General features: G+C 40.1%; 15 protein-coding genes and 1 pseudogene. 10 read left to right on the top strand and 6 right to left on the bottom strand.

The features are described from left to right. Positions 1-66: pseudogene (locus FTT70_RS13735) on the bottom strand (helix-turn-helix domain-containing protein); the annotation flags it as partial. A 166-nt stretch (positions 67-232) separates the two neighbouring features. Here FTT70_RS13735 and FTT70_RS11380 point away from each other — a divergent pair. The 3 genes from FTT70_RS11380 to FTT70_RS11370 all read left to right on the top strand — a co-directional run bounded on the left by FTT70_RS11380 (position 233) and on the right by FTT70_RS11370 (position 4,931). Beyond that, complete coding sequence (locus tag FTT70_RS11380; protein WP_131261461.1) at positions 233-1,090, top strand: 3'(2'),5'-bisphosphate nucleotidase CysQ; 858 nt, start codon at positions 233-235, stop codon at positions 1,088-1,090. Positions 1,091-1,147: 57 nt separating this feature from the next. After that, entirely contained in the window at positions 1,148-1,882 is a 735-nt protein-coding gene (locus FTT70_RS11375) for a histidine phosphatase family protein (protein WP_004976677.1), read from the top strand. 406 nt (positions 1,883-2,288) lie between these two features. After that, positions 2,289-4,931 carry a M66 family metalloprotease gene (locus tag FTT70_RS11370; RefSeq protein WP_257229404.1) on the top strand — a complete coding sequence of 881 codons (2,643 nt, stop codon included), beginning with the start codon at positions 2,289-2,291 and terminating at the stop codon, positions 4,929-4,931. Between the two features lie 196 nt (positions 4,932-5,127). On the opposite strand, the gene rpsT is transcribed toward FTT70_RS11370, so the two are convergent. Further along, positions 5,128-5,397, bottom strand: coding sequence for a 30S ribosomal protein S20 (gene rpsT / locus FTT70_RS11365; RefSeq protein WP_004976669.1), 270 nt, complete (start codon positions 5,395-5,397; stop codon positions 5,128-5,130). A 215-nt stretch (positions 5,398-5,612) separates the two neighbouring features. Here rpsT and FTT70_RS11360 point away from each other — a divergent pair, with 215 nt between their 5' ends. The 7 genes from FTT70_RS11360 (at position 5,613) to FTT70_RS11330 (ending at position 14,024) form a co-directional block, all read left to right on the top strand. Continuing rightward, on the top strand, positions 5,613-6,278 hold the full coding sequence (locus tag FTT70_RS11360; protein ID WP_131261459.1) for an NAD(P)H-binding protein: 666 nt from the start codon (positions 5,613-5,615) through the stop codon (positions 6,276-6,278). A 12-nt stretch (positions 6,279-6,290) separates the two neighbouring features. Beyond that, the gene (rraA, locus tag FTT70_RS11355) at positions 6,291-6,803 is read left to right on the top strand and encodes a ribonuclease E activity regulator RraA (protein WP_179997450.1); all 513 of its coding nucleotides are present in this window, start codon (positions 6,291-6,293) and stop codon (positions 6,801-6,803) included. A 53-nt stretch (positions 6,804-6,856) separates the two neighbouring features. Further along, on the top strand, positions 6,857-7,636 hold the full coding sequence (locus FTT70_RS11350; RefSeq protein WP_180168632.1) for a glutathione S-transferase N-terminal domain-containing protein: 780 nt from the start codon (positions 6,857-6,859) through the stop codon (positions 7,634-7,636). Between the two features lie 226 nt (positions 7,637-7,862). Further along, positions 7,863-8,222, top strand: a complete 360-nt coding sequence (locus FTT70_RS11345; RefSeq protein WP_004976663.1) for a hypothetical protein — start codon at positions 7,863-7,865, stop codon at positions 8,220-8,222. A 149-nt stretch (positions 8,223-8,371) separates the two neighbouring features. After that, a complete protein-coding gene (gene mfd, locus FTT70_RS11340) occupies positions 8,372-11,833 on the top strand; it encodes a transcription-repair coupling factor (RefSeq protein ID WP_180168631.1) in 3,462 nt (1,153 codons plus the stop codon). A 208-nt stretch (positions 11,834-12,041) separates the two neighbouring features. Then, on the top strand, positions 12,042-12,476 hold the full coding sequence (locus FTT70_RS11335; protein ID WP_004976660.1) for an HIT domain-containing protein: 435 nt from the start codon (positions 12,042-12,044) through the stop codon (positions 12,474-12,476). A 66-nt stretch (positions 12,477-12,542) separates the two neighbouring features. Continuing rightward, positions 12,543-14,024, top strand: a complete 1,482-nt coding sequence (locus tag FTT70_RS11330; RefSeq protein ID WP_004976658.1) for an adenylate/guanylate cyclase domain-containing protein — start codon at positions 12,543-12,545, stop codon at positions 14,022-14,024. A 122-nt stretch (positions 14,025-14,146) separates the two neighbouring features. On the opposite strand, the gene fdx is transcribed toward FTT70_RS11330, so the two are convergent. The 4 genes from fdx to iscA all read right to left on the bottom strand — a co-directional run bounded on the left by fdx (position 14,147) and on the right by iscA (position 17,341). Next, positions 14,147-14,485, bottom strand: coding sequence for an ISC system 2Fe-2S type ferredoxin (gene fdx / locus FTT70_RS11325; RefSeq protein WP_004976656.1), 339 nt, complete (start codon positions 14,483-14,485; stop codon positions 14,147-14,149). Between the two features lie 15 nt (positions 14,486-14,500). After that, a complete protein-coding gene (gene hscA, locus FTT70_RS11320) occupies positions 14,501-16,360 on the bottom strand; it encodes a Fe-S protein assembly chaperone HscA (RefSeq protein ID WP_004976654.1) in 1,860 nt (619 codons plus the stop codon). A 45-nt stretch (positions 16,361-16,405) separates the two neighbouring features. Next, on the bottom strand, positions 16,406-16,921 hold the full coding sequence (hscB, locus tag FTT70_RS11315) for a Fe-S protein assembly co-chaperone HscB (RefSeq protein WP_180168630.1): 516 nt from the start codon (positions 16,919-16,921) through the stop codon (positions 16,406-16,408). Between the two features lie 99 nt (positions 16,922-17,020). Further along, a complete protein-coding gene (iscA, locus tag FTT70_RS11310; protein ID WP_004976650.1) occupies positions 17,021-17,341 on the bottom strand; it encodes an iron-sulfur cluster assembly protein IscA in 321 nt (106 codons plus the stop codon). Positions 17,342-17,358 lie beyond the last annotated feature (17 nt).

Raw genomic sequence — 17,358 nt, 5'->3', positions numbered from 1 at the left:
CTTGGCCAGAAAAATGAGTCGTTCTCGCTGTTCTAAACTAAGTGGTACAGAAACAATTCGAGGCATGTGTGAACATCTGTTAACTAAAAAAACTTTTTCGCATGATTAGTTATTTTTGTCAACTTATCTAGCCACTAAATTTTATCTACGCATCAGCCGTAAATTTTATTACAATGTTTTTATGAAAGTAATGAAAAATTAGACCTTTAGATACAGTCTAAAAAGGATAGTTATGTTTATAAAAACAAAGGCGCCAACGCATACTTTAATTTTACAGTTATTGCCAATCGTGCAGCAGGCGTGTGAAATTTTAAATCAGGAATTTCAAGATTATTGTTCAGGTGCTGCTTTTGATGTAGAAAAGAAAACCGATGATTCTCCTGTTACGCAAGCCGATTATCGAGTCAATTATTATTTAATGCAGGCTTTGGCAAAAATCTCCAATTTACCTGTGTTGTCCGAAGAAGGTGAGCAAGACCAACGTCAGCAATGGCAGCAATTTTGGTTGCTTGATCCTTTAGATGGCACGAAAGAGTTTTTACATCAACGTCCTGAATTTACCATTAATTTAAGTTTAATTTGTGGTGTGCAAACAACTTTTGCAGTACTTGCAGTACCAGGCGAGCAAACTATTTATTTTTGTCCTGAACAGGGTATGCCATTGAAATATCATATTTTAACTCAGCAATGGTATCTCTATCAGTCTGAACCCACGGTAACATCTTCAGTTCTAAAAATTGGATTAAGCCACAGTAGTCAAAAAAAATCACACTATGCAGACTATTTAAAAAGCTTGGCGCAGTTGACCAATTTTGAAGAACTAAAAGCAGGTAGTGCTTATAAATTCTGCATGATTTTGGAAGATCGTGTCGATATTTACCCACGTTTTCATCCGACTTCTGAGTGGGACACCAGTGCAGGACAATGTTTATTGGAACGAATAGGTGGTGGATTGGTCGATTTTCAGGGGCGGGCATTTTTATATAATCAGCGCGATACATTGTTAAATGGTGGTTTTATCGCCTATAAAAATACGCAGATGAAACAGATTGCCTTACAAGCACTTGGACTTATGGCGAAGTCAGATTGAGCAAAGTGCTGAACATGGTATAGTGTCAAGCAACCAAGTTAAAATTTTGGCTAGATCATGGCATTAGAACTACTCCCTGCAAGTATGCTTAAAGCAATTGATTTATTGCCTGATGCTCAGACGCCTGTGACTTTGTTTACCCGTCATTCTATTCGTGAAATTGTCGTTGGTCAGGGTTTGGCTGGCTATAATTTACAATTGACCGAACAAGGTCGCGATTTAGCCGAAGCATGGGGAGGCTACTTGGTTGGAAATACAGATCGGGTGATTCAACACTGTATTTCAAGTCCTATTCAGCGTTGTGTCGATACGGCTGCTTTAATGATTCGTGGGGCAGATGGCATTACCCTCGAACCCAATACCCATCACATTGAAATTATAGAACAAGGTTTATTGGTGGAACCAGGAAGCTTTGTACTTGATATCAAACAGGCAGGCCCATATTTTCAGAAACAGGGTGCTTTAGGCTTTATTAATAGTTTTGTGAATAATGCCTTGCCCGGCATGAAACATCCGATTCATGGTGTCGTGGATGTCCTTGAGCTGATTTATAACACCCATCCAACCAACCAATACGGACTGAGTTTAGCTGTGAGTCATGATACGATTTTAGCTGCAATTATCGCGGTGATTTCTGGACGTAATGAAGTCACGCAAGCCGATTGGCCAGACATGATGGAAGGTTTATTCGTTTGGTTTGAAGGTGATGAGTTTTTAGAATCCAAGCTAAAATGGATTTGGCGCGGTCAGATTCACACTTTAGATATCTCGCAATTTCGTCAGAAAGTTTAAGCAGAAAATTGAACGCATATTCTAGTGCTATCCATTCAGTACGATAGAATACCGTCTGTCAGAAATTAAAAAAAATAATTCAAATTTTATTCTCTTTTTTTCCTTCATTTTATGCAGTTGTGAGCGCAAACTCGATCAAATATTGTCTATCAATCTGTGTGCTGCTTTAGAAATTCGCTGATTTTTATAAAGAAAAATTAATAAAATTGTGTTGAAAATATAAAGCGATATGAAACTTGAGAATTGCATAATTTTATACATCTATTTAATATAAAAATACAAGCCATTGAAAAATATGTGTTTATTTTTATATTTTTTGTCATAAATTGACATTGGGGTGGAATAAATAATGAAAAGTGTGACTCGGTTTTCGCTTAGTCTATTAAGTGTATGTATATTATCATCCATGCTTGCTGCATGTGGTGGTGGTGGCGATGGGAAGGCCGCTGGGAATTCAAATCAAGAAAATCCAACACCATTGGAAATTCCTCAGCAACCACCTGTGGGTAATGTGGCTAATCCTTACCCTGAACCTACACAAGATGTCATCAATCAATCGGCACTTGGGTTTTATGATTACAACGCCAATTCTGAATCACGTGAAGTGCGTAATGATTTAGAAGGTGATTTTCAGGCAATGATTCAATTTGCTCAAGGGCATGTGGTTGATCCGAATGGTAACGAGGCGAAAAAAATGCCACGTTTGACCGCAGAAAAAGAAGCATTATTATTGGTTACACCAAATCAGGGCATGGACAATATCGACACTTTGCAGCTTGAAGTGTATCAAAATGAACGCTTGTTACGTCGTGTTGCTTTACTTGATCCAACCCAGATTCCTGCTTCAGACCAGAGCAATCAAGATGGTCGTGCTGAGGTGTTGTATAGTAAGCGTGCGTGGTCGGCTAAATTAAATTGGGATGAAGTACGTCCCAGTTTAAAGCTGCGTTTGGTTGATTCTAAAAACCGTAGTGGTGCACTTGACGCAGAAAAAATTGATTTTGCAGCACCGGGTGAATTGGTACTCAACAATATTCGTATTGGTCTACTAACTGCACCACCGAAATCGGGCGGGCATTATATGTTATTAGAGCCTGAAAAAGCGGGTACCGATTATTTCCAAACCATTCCTGCGGCACAAATGACCGTGGCAAAATATGATGACATTCAGCTAGATCGAGTGATGGTCGCCAACGGCACGATTTACGATACCCAAAGTGCGGGTGAAGGTGGTGTCTATTCGGGGGACATGCGGGAAAATACTGCAAAATCGACCTTTAGTGTGGGAATTAACTTAGCCAACTGGGGTGTGACCAGTGCCTCTATGCAAAGTCAGCAACAGCCACAACTTACACAAACTGTAATTGCCCATCATGCACGAGGTAAATATACAAATGGTGATCAAACGCATGGTTTAAGTGGCGGTAATGGTATGTTGACCCTGTATGATTCTGTGGGCAACGAGTTCAGCCATGAAATTGGACATCATTATGGTCTAGGGCATTATCCGGGTTCACAAGGTGAAAATATGTTCTGGGCTGCACACCATGCAGACAGCGGTTGGGGCTATATTGCGTATCGTAATAAAATGCGCGGTAACTTAGCGTGGCATACTCGAAACTTGGGTGATGGCAAAAATGGTGTGCCTAACTTCCTGAAACAATATGCTTATAGTTGGGATGCGATGTCAGGTGGTGCAACCAACAGTAGCATTTCGCGTTATACCCATTACACGGGTTACAGTACCCATATTCGGATTCAACCCCACTTTGGGGCGCGACATGTTTGGGATGAAAGCTCACCAAGTGGTTATAAAATTTGGAATAAAGACACACGCCAAATGGAAGTGGTTTATCCAAAAGTACCAAGCTCCAATCAGGTTTGGTACAACAGTGCCGATGGTTACTATTTAAAACCGCGCTTATTTGGTGTGCCTGTAATTACTATTATTGGCGGATATGATCCTGAAACTCAGCAAGGTGTGTTGTATCCTGCTGCACGCAGTAACTGGGGTAATGTTTATAATTTACCTGGGGTAAATCGTGCTGCTGAAAATGCCGCATGTTGGTTAGATGTTCAATATGCCAATCGTAATCAGAACGTGGCATTGGCACCTAACCGTATGACCAGCAATGCCAATAAACTGCATGTCAATTTAGCACTTGCTGAGCAGCCAAAACAGGTGAATTTATACTGTAAAAAAGCCAATCATGCCGAGAAGTTATTATCGACACTGAATATTCCGCAATATAGCGATAGTATTCAACCTGCGGTAAAAATTGGTCGTACACATGGCTATGAAGCTTTAAGAAAAGTTGAAATGCCTGATTTTCAGAAGCAGTTGGAAGCGCAAGCCAGTCAAGCTGTGGTGGCTTTAAAACCTGCTGCACAACTATTGTATGATTCTTATGCAGATTATCGTCAAGAGCTAAGTGCAACTGCACAGCAACAATTACAGCGTTATGAACAACAGCAAAATACGATTTATCGTTTAAACCGCTGGATGAATGTTTATCGTGCCGATTTAGAAAAGACTAAGCCTGAAGCGGAAACAGCATTGCACAATTTTGTGGAGCGATTGGGTTTAGGCAATGAAAATATTGTGGCTGAAGCAACACTAATGAAAAACAGAAATAACTGTTTGAAAGTTGAAACTTTGGCGAGTGGTCAGAAAAATGCTTACATTAGTGGAGCAAGTGGCTGTACAGGCGATGCAACTGAGCAGTGGATTTATGATGGTTTGGGGCGTATTCACAGCAAAGCAGAAATGGATCAGTGCTTAACCAACAACGGCAATGTGGTCTCACTTGCAAGCTGCAGTACATCTAAAGACAGTCAGGTCTGGGAAATGCACACAGCTTCGGGAACGATTCGTCAGGGGAATCAGTGCTTTGATTTAGAGCATGGCTACCTAAAAGAAAACCGCGCGCGTTTAATTCGTTATGGTTGCACAGGTGGTGCGAATCAGCAATGGACGCAATTAAAGGCTAATAACAGTTTGCAACTGGCTTATTTAAGTCCACAAAATTTACGACTGATGCTGAAATAATTCTTCGTCTGAATTATTCATCTTCATTAATTTAAAACACCTTTTGACCAGTTCAGGAGGTGTTTTTTATTTTATGGTGGCAGGTGTATTTGAAGTGATGTAATTGGCGTGCAGAAACTAAAGATTGCTTAATTTGATAAATTATCGAAACAGCAGGCACAAAAAAAGCCCTTAACGGGCTTCTTTTGTTTAACACTTAGTTAGAAGCTAAAGCTTTAACTTGAGCGTTTAAACGGCTCTTATGACGAGCTGCTTTGTTCTTATGGATGATGCCTTTATCAGCCATACGGTCAATTACTGGAACAGCTTTTTTGTAAGCTTCAGTAGCAACCGCATAATCACCTGCAGCAATAGCAGCGATTGTGCGTTTTAAATAAGTACGAACCATAGAACGTAAGCTTGCGTTGTGTTTACGTGCTTTAACGTTTTGACGAGCACGTTTTCTAGCTTGAGCAGAGTTTGCCACTCGTGCACTCCTTGAAATAGATTGGTCTGGGCGGGCTGCAATTACTTCCGAAAACCAACATCAGAAGAATTATCACCAGCCCGTAAACAAGTGCCATATTTTGATGAAACTAGACAGTTAAGTCAAGTCTTGACATGCTTTGACAACATTTTAGCTGCAGAAAAATCAGAAAGAAACAGGTAGATTAGCTTTAAGCCTCAGAGATTGTTTAAAAAATGACAAATTCTATTCAAAATGCAATTGTAATTGGTGCGAATGGTTTAGTTGGGCAGCAATTGGTCAAACAGCTTAATCAGCTGCCTGAATGTAAAAATATCACCGTTGTTTTGCGTAGACCTTGCTCGGAATTAAATCGCTTAGAAAAAGTCCAGACGTTACTCCTCGAAGACTTTTTATTGCTCAATGATGAAGATGTGAGCGGTTATAGTCATGCATTCAGTTGTTTAGGCACAACCTTAAAAAAGGCAGGCTCAAAGCAGGGATTTTATGCTGTGGACTATACCATCAATGCACATTTTGCCGAATTATTGCAGGCGAAGGGTACGCATTACATATTGGTCAGTGCTTTGGGAGCAGAAGCCAAATCAGCCGTATTTTATAATCGTGTCAAAGGTGAGCTAGAACAATATATTGAAAGTTTGGATTTAGACAAAGTATCAATTTTGCGTCCATCTTTATTATTGGGTGAGCGCAACGAACAACGGCGTTTAGAAGATTTAGGACAAAAGCTGTATCTTAAAATATCACGATTTATTCCCGATCATTTTACATATAAGCCAGTAAGTGCTACGCAAGTGGCTCATACTATGGTCGAGGCAGCGCAATCGCAAATTCATAAATTTCAAATTTATGATAATTTACAAATACAAAAAACCAAGTAAAAGGGGAACAACGTGTCTACAGTACCATTCGTAACTTGTGACTTATTAGATGACCATCCAGAACATGACCTTCAAGTGGTGATTCCATCTTTGGATGGTAAATTTTTCAAAAGTTACGGTGCACGTAAAACTTTTGGTGGTCAAATTGTGACTGTAAAATGCTTTGAAGATAACTCACGTGTAAAAGAGTTATTGGCAACCGATGGCACAGGCAAAGTTTTGGTGGTAGATGGTGGGGCATCTATGCGCTGTGCCTTAATGGGTGACTTGATTGCTGAATCCGCAGTGAAAAATCACTGGAATGGCGTGATCATTTACGGCTGTGTACGTGATGTCGATGCAATTGCAGCACTTGATTTAGGCGTACATGCTTTGGCTTCAATTCCACAAAAAAGTAACCGCAAAGGCGTGGGTGAAGTGGATGTGAGTTTGCATTTCGGACAAGTCACTTTTAATTCGGGCGATTATGTCTATGCCGATAACAACGGTATTATTGTGGCAAAGGGAAAATTGGTCGATTTATAAGCGGTTTGATGGCACAGCCATCAAATTGCTGAGCACATCACAAGGAAAACAAAATGGTGCATCATCAAATTAAAGTCATTCAGGCAATGGCATCTATGCTTACCGAAGGTGGGCGCGGTGTGAATGGGACAGCATTTCCCAAGCAACCCGAAAAAGCCTTAAAGTTATATGAGTTTGAAGGTTCACCATTTTGCCGTCGTGTACGCGAAGTCATGACCTTGTTAAATTTGGATTATGAGGTTTATCCATGCCCCAAAGGCGGCACAAAATATCGACCTTTGGTGAAACAACTGGGTGGTAAAACTCAGTTTCCATTTTTAATTGATGAAAATACAGGTGATCAGCTCTATGAATCACAGCAGATCATTCATCATTTATTCAAACATTATGGCAAAAGTGGAAAAACGCCAAAAAAATACGCGCATTTTCCTAAAATTCCTTATGTTGCACTTGCAGGCACGTTATTGAATGGTGCACGTGGTGTGTGGATTAACCAGAAAATTGTAGAGCGCGCTGCACCTGAACAACTGATTGAACTGTGGGGTTTTGAGGGAAGTCCTTATATACGTGTAGTACGTGGTGTATTGACTGAACTGGAGTTGCCATTCAAATTTCATAATGTAGCCAAAGAGCGTTGGCAAGATCAAGGCTTGGCAAAATTACGTTTAAAACCGGGTAAATATGTGCCACTGGCAGGTGGTAAGCGTGAGCAGGTATTAAAAGTTATGGGTGATAATATTCAAGTCCCATTTTTAATCGATCCAAATACCCAGACTCAGCTTTTTGAATCGGCCAAGATTGTGAAGTATTTACAGCAAACTTATGGCAAATAAGCTTTAAGTCATTTTTTGATTGTTATAAAAGCATCTTCAAGATGCTTTTTTGCATTTGGCAGGATGCAAAATATGCATCATTATAAATAGCCTAAGCAAAGTGGGGTTGAAACACTGACTTATAACATCAGGGGAGCATAAATCACCCTGATCAGTTGCATCTATTTTAGTGAAGCATTTAAACTCTGCAGCATTCACTTTGATTTCGCCAATTTATAGGTTCAAAATGTTCAGCAAACTTACAGGGTTGTTTAAAAATAAAGCCAATCTCGAAGAAATTGCCTATTTAGAAGCACAGAATATTCAATGGGATGCGGAACAAGGCTATATTGTCGATGGTATTTTGCTTAACGATGTTTTGGCAGAGCGTTTAAATTATTTATCCAACCGCCGTATGCAGCAGTTTGATGATTTGGCACAGCTGTATTCTACAGCTATGATTATCAATGAAAAAATTGATCTGGAAATTGCGCAACAGCGTTTTAACACAATGCTTGGTAATACCGAAGAAAACTTACTGGAATTTAAAGCGATTGTTAAAAAATTGAATGATTATTATCGACAGTTTTTACGTGATCAAAAGTAAAGAGGCGTGTGTATCAAACTTTAAAGCTCGCTGTTTTATAAAATTTTGCAATTAAATACGCTGTAATGGTGGATGAAAAAATTACGTAAAACCGTCAATTCATCGTGCTAGTATAAGCCCCATGTTGTTTAGACCCTAAAGCTATATACATGTTCCAACACGAAATTTCCCAACTCAATTTAGCACAACTGAAAGCTGGCGAAAAACGCTGGATTGGTAATCTACAAGGTTCCGCCGCAGCATTATTATTTAAAGAAATTGGTCAGCAGAATCAGCATTTATTTGTGATTGTCGCGCGCAATCAACAACATTTGGCGCAGTTAGAAAGCGAATTAGAATTTTACGGGGTAAAACCGACTATTTTCCCCGATTGGGAAATTTTGCCTTATGACCGCTTGTCACCGCATCAAGATATTGTGTCGGAGCGTTTGGCGATTTTATCCAATATGCCGCAGCAAGGTGTATTGTTGGTTTCGGCAACCACTTTGGCACAACGTGTTGCACCAACCTCATGGGTGTTAGGCGAGCATTTCGATATTCGTGTTGGGCAAAAGTTTGCTTTGGAACAACAAAAACAGCGTTTGGTACAAGCAGGCTATCATCTGGTCGATACAGTCTATGATCATGGTGAGTTTGCTGTGCGTGGCAGTATTATGGATATTTATGCTTCGGGACAGGAAGCACCCATCCGTATTGATTTATTTGATGATGAAGTTGAAACCTTAAAGTTTTTTGATCCAGAAACGCAGCGTACCACCCAAAGTTTGCAGAATTTTACGGTTTTACCCGCCAAAGAATTTCCATTAAAAGAAGGTCGTGCGATTTTCCGTGACCGCTATGCAGAAAGTTTCCCAACGGCAAACCCGAAAAAGAACCCTGTGTATCAGGATGTGTTAGAAGGCATTGCATCGCCTGGTTTAGAGTTTTATTTTCCGTTATTCTTCACTCAAGCACAGCTTGAAGGTCAAAATACATTACTTTCATACTTACCAAAGCATTGCATTGTCATTACAGATAAGGCGGTGGATGACTGTTTAACTCAATTTTGGAAAGATGTGCTGTATCGTTATGAGGACAGACGTCATAACATCGAACAGCCGATTTTGCCGCCTGAGCAATTATTCCTACAACCAAATCAATTATTAGAACAACTGAATCAATTTGGACGTGTGATTGCATCGCCCGAAGCTTTTGAGCAAAAAGCAGGTGTAGTGAACTTAAGCACACTTGTACCACCATGTTTGGCGGTTGATCCTAAACAAGAACAACCCTTTCATGCCGTTAAGCAATATATTGATGCGGCCAATCATCCTGTTTTATTGGTGGCAGAAAGTGCAGGTCGTCGTGAAACCTTAAAAGATGCGTTGCGTGCCGCTTTGGGTGAAATTCCACAAGTGGAGAGTTTTGAGGCATTTCAGCAGTCTTTACAAGCCATTGCGATTACCAATGCACCTTTAGATCGCGGCTTGGTCATTCAAGATCAATTGAGTGTAATCTCAGAAAATCAGTTGTATGAACATCGTGTGGTGCAGCGCCGTCGTAAACGTCAGCAGGAAGTTTCTGAAGAGTTTTTAATTCGCAGTTTGACCGAGTTAAGCATTGGTGCACCTGTGGTACATATTGATTATGGCGTAGGGCGTTATGCAGGTTTAATTACTTTAAATATTGATGAGCAAGAGCATGAGTTTTTACAACTTGATTATGCCGATGCTGCAAAAGTGTATGTACCTGTTACCAATTTGCATTTAATCAGCCGTTATAGCGGTGGTGATCCAGACCTTGCGCCTTTGCATAAATTAGGCACAGATGCATGGAATAAAGCCAAACGCAAAGCGTTGGAACAAATTCACGATGTGGCAGCAGAATTACTGCATATTCAGGCACGTCGTCAATCTAAACCGGGTTTTGCTTTTGAGTTGGATCATAGTCTTTATATGCAATTTGCCAGTGGCTTTGCTTATGAAGAAACCTTAGATCAAGCTAATGCAATTGAAGCGACCTTACATGATATGCAATTGGCAAAACCAATGGATCGTTTGGTCTGCGGTGATGTCGGTTTTGGTAAAACTGAAGTCGCAATGCGGGCTGCATTTGTCGCGGTACAGAACAACAAGCAAGTTGCTGTATTGGTTCCAACAACATTGTTGGCACAACAGCATTATGAATCCTTTAAAGACCGTTTTGCCGATTGGCCTGTGCGTATTGAAGTCTTGTCGCGTTTTGGTTCAAGCAAATCTCATCAAAAAACCATTGAAGATTTAGCAGAAGGCAAAGTCGATATTGTGATTGGGACGCACAAAATTCTACAAGAAAATATTCAGTTCAAGCAATTAGGCTTGATGATTGTCGATGAAGAACATCGTTTTGGTGTACGTGACAAAGAACGTATTAAAGCGTTGCGTGCCGATGTTGATATGTTGACTTTAACCGCAACGCCAATTCCACGTACCTTAAATATGGCATTTAGTGGTATGCGCGATTTATCTATTATTGCCACACCGCCTGCACGTCGTTTAGCGGTGAAAACCTTTGTGCAAGAGCATACAGGCGATACGGTGAAAGAAGCCATTTTACGTGAATTGTTACGTGGTGGTCAGGTGTATTTCCTGCATAATGAAGTGGAAACCATTGAGCGTAGTGCTGAAACCATTCGTGAATTGGTACCAGAAGCGCGGGTTGCAGTTGCGCATGGGCAAATGCGCGAGCGTGAATTAGAGCAAGTCATGCAGCAGTTTTATCATAAAGAATATAACGTGTTGGTTTGCTCAACCATTATTGAAACAGGGATTGATGTTCCAAATGCCAATACCATTTTAATTGAACGTGCAGATAAACTCGGATTGGCGCAGTTGCACCAATTACGTGGTCGTGTTGGACGTTCGCATCACCAAGCTTATGCGTATTTGCTGGTACCTTCCATTAAGGGCTTAAAAGGCGATGCTGAAAAACGCTTGGATGCGATTCAGCGTGCCTCAACTTTGGGTGCAGGTTTTATGCTGGCAACCGAAGACTTGGAAATTCGTGGTGCGGGCGAATTACTGGGTGAGCAACAAAGCGGTTCAATGCAAGCTATTGGTTATAGCCTGTATATGGAAATGCTGGAAAAAGCCACCAAAGCCATTCAAAAGGGTAAAACTCCTAACTTCGATGCACCATTGTCTTTAACTGCAGAAATCAACCTGCACATGCCTGCTTTAATTCCAGATGATTATTTGGGCGATGTGCATCAGCGCTTATTGTTCTACAAACGCATTAGTAATACCGATACTCAAGAAAAGCTTGATCATATCCGTATGGAGTTGATTGACCGTTTTGGTATTCCACCACAAGCGGTGAAACAATTATTTGCTGTACATCAACTGCGTTTAAAAGCAGAGCAGTTGGGCATCACTAAAATTGATATTGGTACAAATGGCGGTCATATCGAATTTTCACCAGATACACCTGTGCAAGCCATGAGCATCATTCAAATGATGCAAAAACATCCGACCTATTTCCGTATGGATGGTGGACAGCGTTTAAAAGTGATGGTGATGTTGGAGGAAGCTGAAAAGCGGATTCAATTTATTGCCGATCTATTAAACAGCCTGCTAAAAACTTTGCACAGCTGAGTTTAAAAATGCAAATTGATCCAAATATCATATCGGTAAATTTATGAATATTTGCTAAGAAACCTCTGATTCTATAATGAATATTATTCATGATGAATTTGGTTAAAATTGCACTTTATTTACATCGAAACATGATGGGAATCATACTCAGTTCACTAGGGATGTGATAGTATTACCCATCATTACAATTTGCGTCATTTATAAAGATATGTTTAGTTTGCATCCACAACTTGCTCAAGATACTTTTTTTGTAGGCGACTTTCCTCTGTCAACATGTCGTTTAATGAATGATATGCAATTCCCTTGGTTAATTCTAATTCCACGTGTGCCAGGGGTTACAGAACTATACGAATTAAGCCAGGCAGACCAAGAACAATTTTTACGTGAATCTAGCTGGTTATCTAGCCAATTATCACGTGTATTCCGTGCCGATAAAATGAATGTGGCGGCTTTAGGTAATATGGTTCCACAATTGCATTTTCATCACGTCGTGCGTTATCAAAATGATGTGGCTTGGCCTAAACCAGTTTGGGGTACGCCAGCTGTACCATACAGCAATGAAGTTTTGGCTCACATGCGTCAAACCTTGATGCTTGCTCTGCGTGGTCAAGGCGATATGCCATTTGACTGGCGAATGGATTAATTGAAATGAATTGCCACGCAGGATGCGTGGCTTTTTAATCCTAGATTGGAGTAGGCCGCGGTGTTCATGTACAATTGGATGGAAAGAGATCCCAAACAATTCGAATTTCTGCATCGTTTAGTCGGGTATGCAAGTTTATCCCTGATTATGGTGGTCTATCACTACACCTACGCCGATACCAATTATCAAATTTACCTTCCGTTTTTTCTTACTTTTTTATTACTGATAATTCCTAAATTTTCGCGTTGGCTGCAATATAAATATAGTCATCAAGCCAAGCGTAATATCCTGTTTATTATTGATATTGTGGTAGTCGCAGTATGTTTGTCTGCGGTACATCTGAATTTGGTACTTACTTTTGCCGCTTTATTTGCGCTGCTATATACCGCCATTTATATTAAAGTTTCTTTCTTTTTGGTGGCATTGGCATCCTTATTGGCGGTCACAGTTTTTTATTTTTGTAATATTTTTATTTTTGGTTTTAACGAATATTTTGAACAAAGCAGTACCGAACTTACGATTTTAGCCTTTTTATGTATGATCTTTTACTTTGGCATGGGCAGTGCCTATCAGGCACGTCGTATCCGCTATACCACGGCAAAGAAAGACCATTACTACACACAAATGAACCGCTATATGGAATTTGCGAATCAGCTTAGTCGCTATGCACCTTTGCAGTTGTGGCAATCGATTATGAAAGGTGAGTCGGAAGCGAAAATTGAATATAAACGTAAAAAAATGACGATTTTCTTTTCTGATATTCAAGGCTTTACTGAACTTTCTGAAACACTAATTCCAGATGATTTAGCATTCCTGCTCAATGATTATTTAAGCCACATGACCGAAATTGCCAAGCAATATGAAGCGACGGTGGATAAGTTTATGGGTGATGCGATTTTAATTTTCTTTGGTGATCCAAATACGCAAGGTGTTGAACAAGATGCTAAAACTTGTGTAGAGATGGCTATTGCGATGCGTCAGCAAATGAAATTGTTACGCGAACGTTGGGTTAAAATGGGCTATCCGCCTTTACATATTCGTATGGGTATCAGTACAGGATATTGCCACGTTGGGAACTACGGTGCAGCACATCGGATGGCATATACCATTGTTGGGCGTGATGCTAACTTAGCTGCGCGTTTGCAAAGTGCGGCCGAAGTTGATGAAATTTTACTTTCAGATGACACTTATAAACTGATTAAAAATGATTATTTGTGTGCTCCGAAAGCACCGATCTTTTTAAAGGGGATTCAAGGTCCTGTAAAAACTTGGCAAGTGATGGAAAAATATGCGGCCAGCAAGTCGGATTATCAGCGTTGGTTTGACTACGAATATAAAGGTTTTCATTTGTTGCTTAATTTGGATGAAGTGCAGAATTTTGAATATCCTGAGCTAATTACCGTATTAGAAAAAATGATTAAAAGAATTCAAACGCAGCAAAAGCTGACCAACTCACAGGGCATTGTAAAACTTAATCTTGAAGATGAAGTGATTGAACATCCACCTGTTGAAGAAATTGCCAAAACTCATATTCCTGAAAAACACTAAAATTTTTCTTATAATGTAGATCTCGTTTAACTTTTAAATCCTCAAAAATTTTAAATCTAAAGTTGTGCAATAAAAAAAACTGCGCCGTAGCGCAGTTTTTTAGAATTAGCATCATTTTATGATTAATGATTTTCTGAAGCATGGTTAATGGTGTATTTTGGAATTTCGACTTCCAAGTCTTCATTGACCACTTTAACCTGACAAGATAAGCGTGAATCAGGCTCTAAACCCCAAGCACGGTCTAATAAGTCAGCTTCAACATCATCCATTTCTTCTAGGCTGTCAAAGCCTTTACGAACAACAACGTGGCAAGTGGTACATGCACAAGACATATCGCAAGCATGTTCAATTTTAATGCCATTTTCAAGTAAGCTTTCGCATAAGTTGGCATTTTGTTCGACTTCAAACTCAGCACCTTCTGGGCAGAATTGCGCATGTGGAAGTACTTTAATACGTGGCATAATCTTTACCTTAAATTAGTTTGAGTTTGACCAGTCGTCGAGTTTAGTGCCTTTAAGTGCTGTATCAATATGTTGATTCATACGAATTGCAGCAAAAGCATCACTGTGTATTTTAAGCTGTTCAACAGCATGTTCAATGGCTTTAATGTCTTGTCCAGTCAATTCGGCTTCCAACTGCGCTTTGGCAGTATTTAAAGCTTCTAATTGTTCTGGGCTTAATAGTTGTGCATCTACTTTTAAGGCTTGTTGTAAAGCTTCAAGTTCACGTTGTGCTTCAACTTTGGTTTCATGCAAATGACGCAATTGCTTGTCTTCTTCTGCATATTTGAAACCATCTAGCAGCAAACGCTCGGTATCTGCTTCAGATAAACCATAAGATGGCTTGATGTCGATATTTGCAGTCACACCAGAAGTGGTTTCTTTAGCAGAAACACTGAGCAAGCCATCAGCATCGACTTGGAACGTAACTTCAATGCGTGCCTGACCCGCAGTCATTGGTGGAATACCATGTAGCACAAAACGACCTAAGCTACGACAATGTTCTACCAAATCACGCTCACCTTGTACCACATGAATCAACATGGCAGATTGGCCATCTTGATAAGTGGTAAATTCTTGGCGACGTGCTACAGGAATTGCAGTATTGCGTGAAATTAAGCGTTCCACCAAACCGCCCATGGTTTCTAAACCCAAAGACAGTGGGGTAACGTCTAATAGCAACGAACCATCTTTGCTGTTACCAATTAGTTGATTGGCGGTAATTGATGCACCAATTGCAACCACTTCATCTGGGTTAATTGTGCATAATGGTTCTTGATTAAATACTTCACGAACAGCTTTTTGCACGGCATAAGAACGTGTTGAACCACCAACTAAAACTACATTTTGAATGTCATCTAGGTCAAGTTTGGCATCGCGTAATACACGTTTGCATACACTAATGGTTTTATCTAAAGCAACCTGAATAATACTTTCAAAGTTTGCGCGGTCTAATTGCAGCGTGTGCTCTAACAGTTTTAATTCAACACTTTCTGCATTGCTGAGCGCTTCTTTGGCTTTACGTGCAGACACAATAAAGTGTGCATATTCTGCATCATCTAAACTTTCAATATTCAACTGTTTTTTTGCCCATTTTACAATCAGACGATCTAAGTCATCACCACCTAAAGCAGTGTGGCCGCCTGTGGCTAAAACTTCAAAAACACCTTGAGAGAAACGTAAAATAGAAACGTCAAACGTACCACCGCCCAAGTCGTAAATCACATAGTTACGGTCTTGAGCCAAGTTGGTGTCTTGATCTAAACCGTAGGCAACCGCTGCTGCAGTCGGTTCATTCAATAAACGCAATACTTTTAAACCTGCAAGCTCGGCAGCGTCACGTGTGGCTTGGCGTTGAGCTTCATCAAAATAAGCAGGAACAGTAATCACTGCACCATTTACAGGGTTTTGTAAGCTGGCTTCTGCGCGGTCTTTGAGTTGTTTAAGTAATTCTGCCGAAATTTCAACAGGTGTTTTACGGCCTTGAGCTGTTTCAAAAGCAGGCATTTGATTGTCTTCACCCACTAACGTGTATGGATGTTGAAATTTAATGTCCGCTTTAGAACGACCCATAAAACGCTTGACTGAAACAATCGTGTTTTTAGGGTCTGTAGTAATAAATGGCGCAGCAGCATTGCCATAATGTGTATTTTGCTCTGCATAATGGACGATAGAAGGCAGTAGCACGCGACCTTGCTCATCATGCAAGACTTTGGCTTTACCAGAAAGAACTGTGGCAACCAATGAATGAGTGGTGCCTAAGTCAATGCCAATCGCAATGCGATGTTCATGCGGTGCACTTGATTGACCTGGTTCTGCAATTTGCAAGAGCGCCATTATGTAAAATCCTTTGCCCGTTAAATATTAAAATACAAACTAAAATTAAAAATCATCGTCTAAATCAAAACTGTCATCATCAAGGAAACGATCTTCAGCTTTGTCTAGGTCAGCCATAACTTTCATGAAAAAGCGTAATTTACGCACAGTGTCACGCGCTTCTGCCCAATCTTCTTCGGCATAGTCAATTTTAAATTCACGGACTAAGCCATCAACCCATTGTTGTACTTCAACCTTTAATGACTGTAAGTCATCGGCACAGTTGGCATCATCCAATTGCTCACGAATTTCCAAGGCATCTTGTAAAAATTCAAAGTCATGGATGGATTGATCGAGATGATAATCTTGCTTTTTCAATGAGAGTAAATATGCAGCACGACTGTCTACCGCAGAGAGTTGTTTAAACGCCTGATTAATTTTACTAGATTTAATCAAGGCTTGATCTTTGTCTTCGGTTTTGTCGGGGTGATATTGCTGCTGTAGCTTTAAAAATTCAGCTTTTAAAGTAGCGAAATCAATATCGAGTGCAACAGGAAGATTAAACAACTCAAAATGATTCATGGGAGATGGAATCCGCGATTAGTGTGCAAAATTGGCTGCATAAATGCAATTAAAACAGTGTATTGTACACTGTTTTAAGCTAAAAAGAGGGAGGTGGCGTTATACCGTGAACGATTCACCGCAGCCACATTCACCTTTTTTATTGGGGTTGTTAAACTCGAAACCTTCGTTTAAACCATTTTTGACATAGTCCATTTCCATGCCATCTAGGTAAACTAGGCTTTTCGGATCAACGAAAACTTTAACACCAAACTGTTCAAACATTTGGTCGTGCGTATCGACTTCATCTACAAATTCGAGTACATAAGCCAAACCAGAACAGCCTGAAGTTTTCACACCAACGCGAATACCTTGACCCTTACCGCGATTCTTTAAGTAATTGCTGATATGAGTTGCAGCATTTTCAGTTAAATTGATCATGAAAACTCCGTTTGTTT

The organism is Acinetobacter sp. YH01003 (assembly GCF_013420525.1).
Taxonomy (GTDB): Bacteria; Pseudomonadota; Gammaproteobacteria; order Pseudomonadales; family Moraxellaceae; genus Acinetobacter; species Acinetobacter towneri.
Note: the sequence above shows the minus strand (reverse complement) of the source record. Positions and strands in the feature narration are given on the sequence as shown.

What these genes read in the sequence shown, in the direction of transcription:
- FTT70_RS11380 (WP_131261461.1), top strand. Translation starts at nt 233, where the DNA reads ATGTTTATAAAAACAAAGGCGCCAACGCATACTTTAATTTTACAGTTA.
- iscA (WP_004976650.1), bottom strand. Translation starts at nt 17,341, where the DNA reads ATGATCAATTTAACTGAAAATGCTGCAACTCATATCAGCAATTACTTA.
- FTT70_RS11370 (WP_257229404.1), top strand. Translation starts at nt 2,289, where the DNA reads ATGCTTGCTGCATGTGGTGGTGGTGGCGATGGGAAGGCCGCTGGGAAT.
- hscA (WP_004976654.1), bottom strand. Translation starts at nt 16,360, where the DNA reads ATGGCGCTCTTGCAAATTGCAGAACCAGGTCAATCAAGTGCACCGCAT.
- FTT70_RS11335 (WP_004976660.1), top strand. Translation starts at nt 12,042, where the DNA reads ATGTTTAGTTTGCATCCACAACTTGCTCAAGATACTTTTTTTGTAGGC.
- hscB (WP_180168630.1), bottom strand. Translation starts at nt 16,921, where the DNA reads ATGAATCATTTTGAGTTGTTTAATCTTCCTGTTGCACTCGATATTGAT.
- fdx (WP_004976656.1), bottom strand. Translation starts at nt 14,485, where the DNA reads ATGCCACGTATTAAAGTACTTCCACATGCGCAATTCTGCCCAGAAGGT.
- mfd (WP_180168631.1), top strand. Translation starts at nt 8,372, where the DNA reads ATGTTCCAACACGAAATTTCCCAACTCAATTTAGCACAACTGAAAGCT.
- FTT70_RS11330 (WP_004976658.1), top strand. Translation starts at nt 12,543, where the DNA reads ATGTACAATTGGATGGAAAGAGATCCCAAACAATTCGAATTTCTGCAT.
- FTT70_RS11350 (WP_180168632.1), top strand. Translation starts at nt 6,857, where the DNA reads ATGGTGCATCATCAAATTAAAGTCATTCAGGCAATGGCATCTATGCTT.
- FTT70_RS11360 (WP_131261459.1), top strand. Translation starts at nt 5,613, where the DNA reads ATGACAAATTCTATTCAAAATGCAATTGTAATTGGTGCGAATGGTTTA.
- FTT70_RS11375 (WP_004976677.1), top strand. Translation starts at nt 1,148, where the DNA reads ATGGCATTAGAACTACTCCCTGCAAGTATGCTTAAAGCAATTGATTTA.
- FTT70_RS11345 (WP_004976663.1), top strand. Translation starts at nt 7,863, where the DNA reads ATGTTCAGCAAACTTACAGGGTTGTTTAAAAATAAAGCCAATCTCGAA.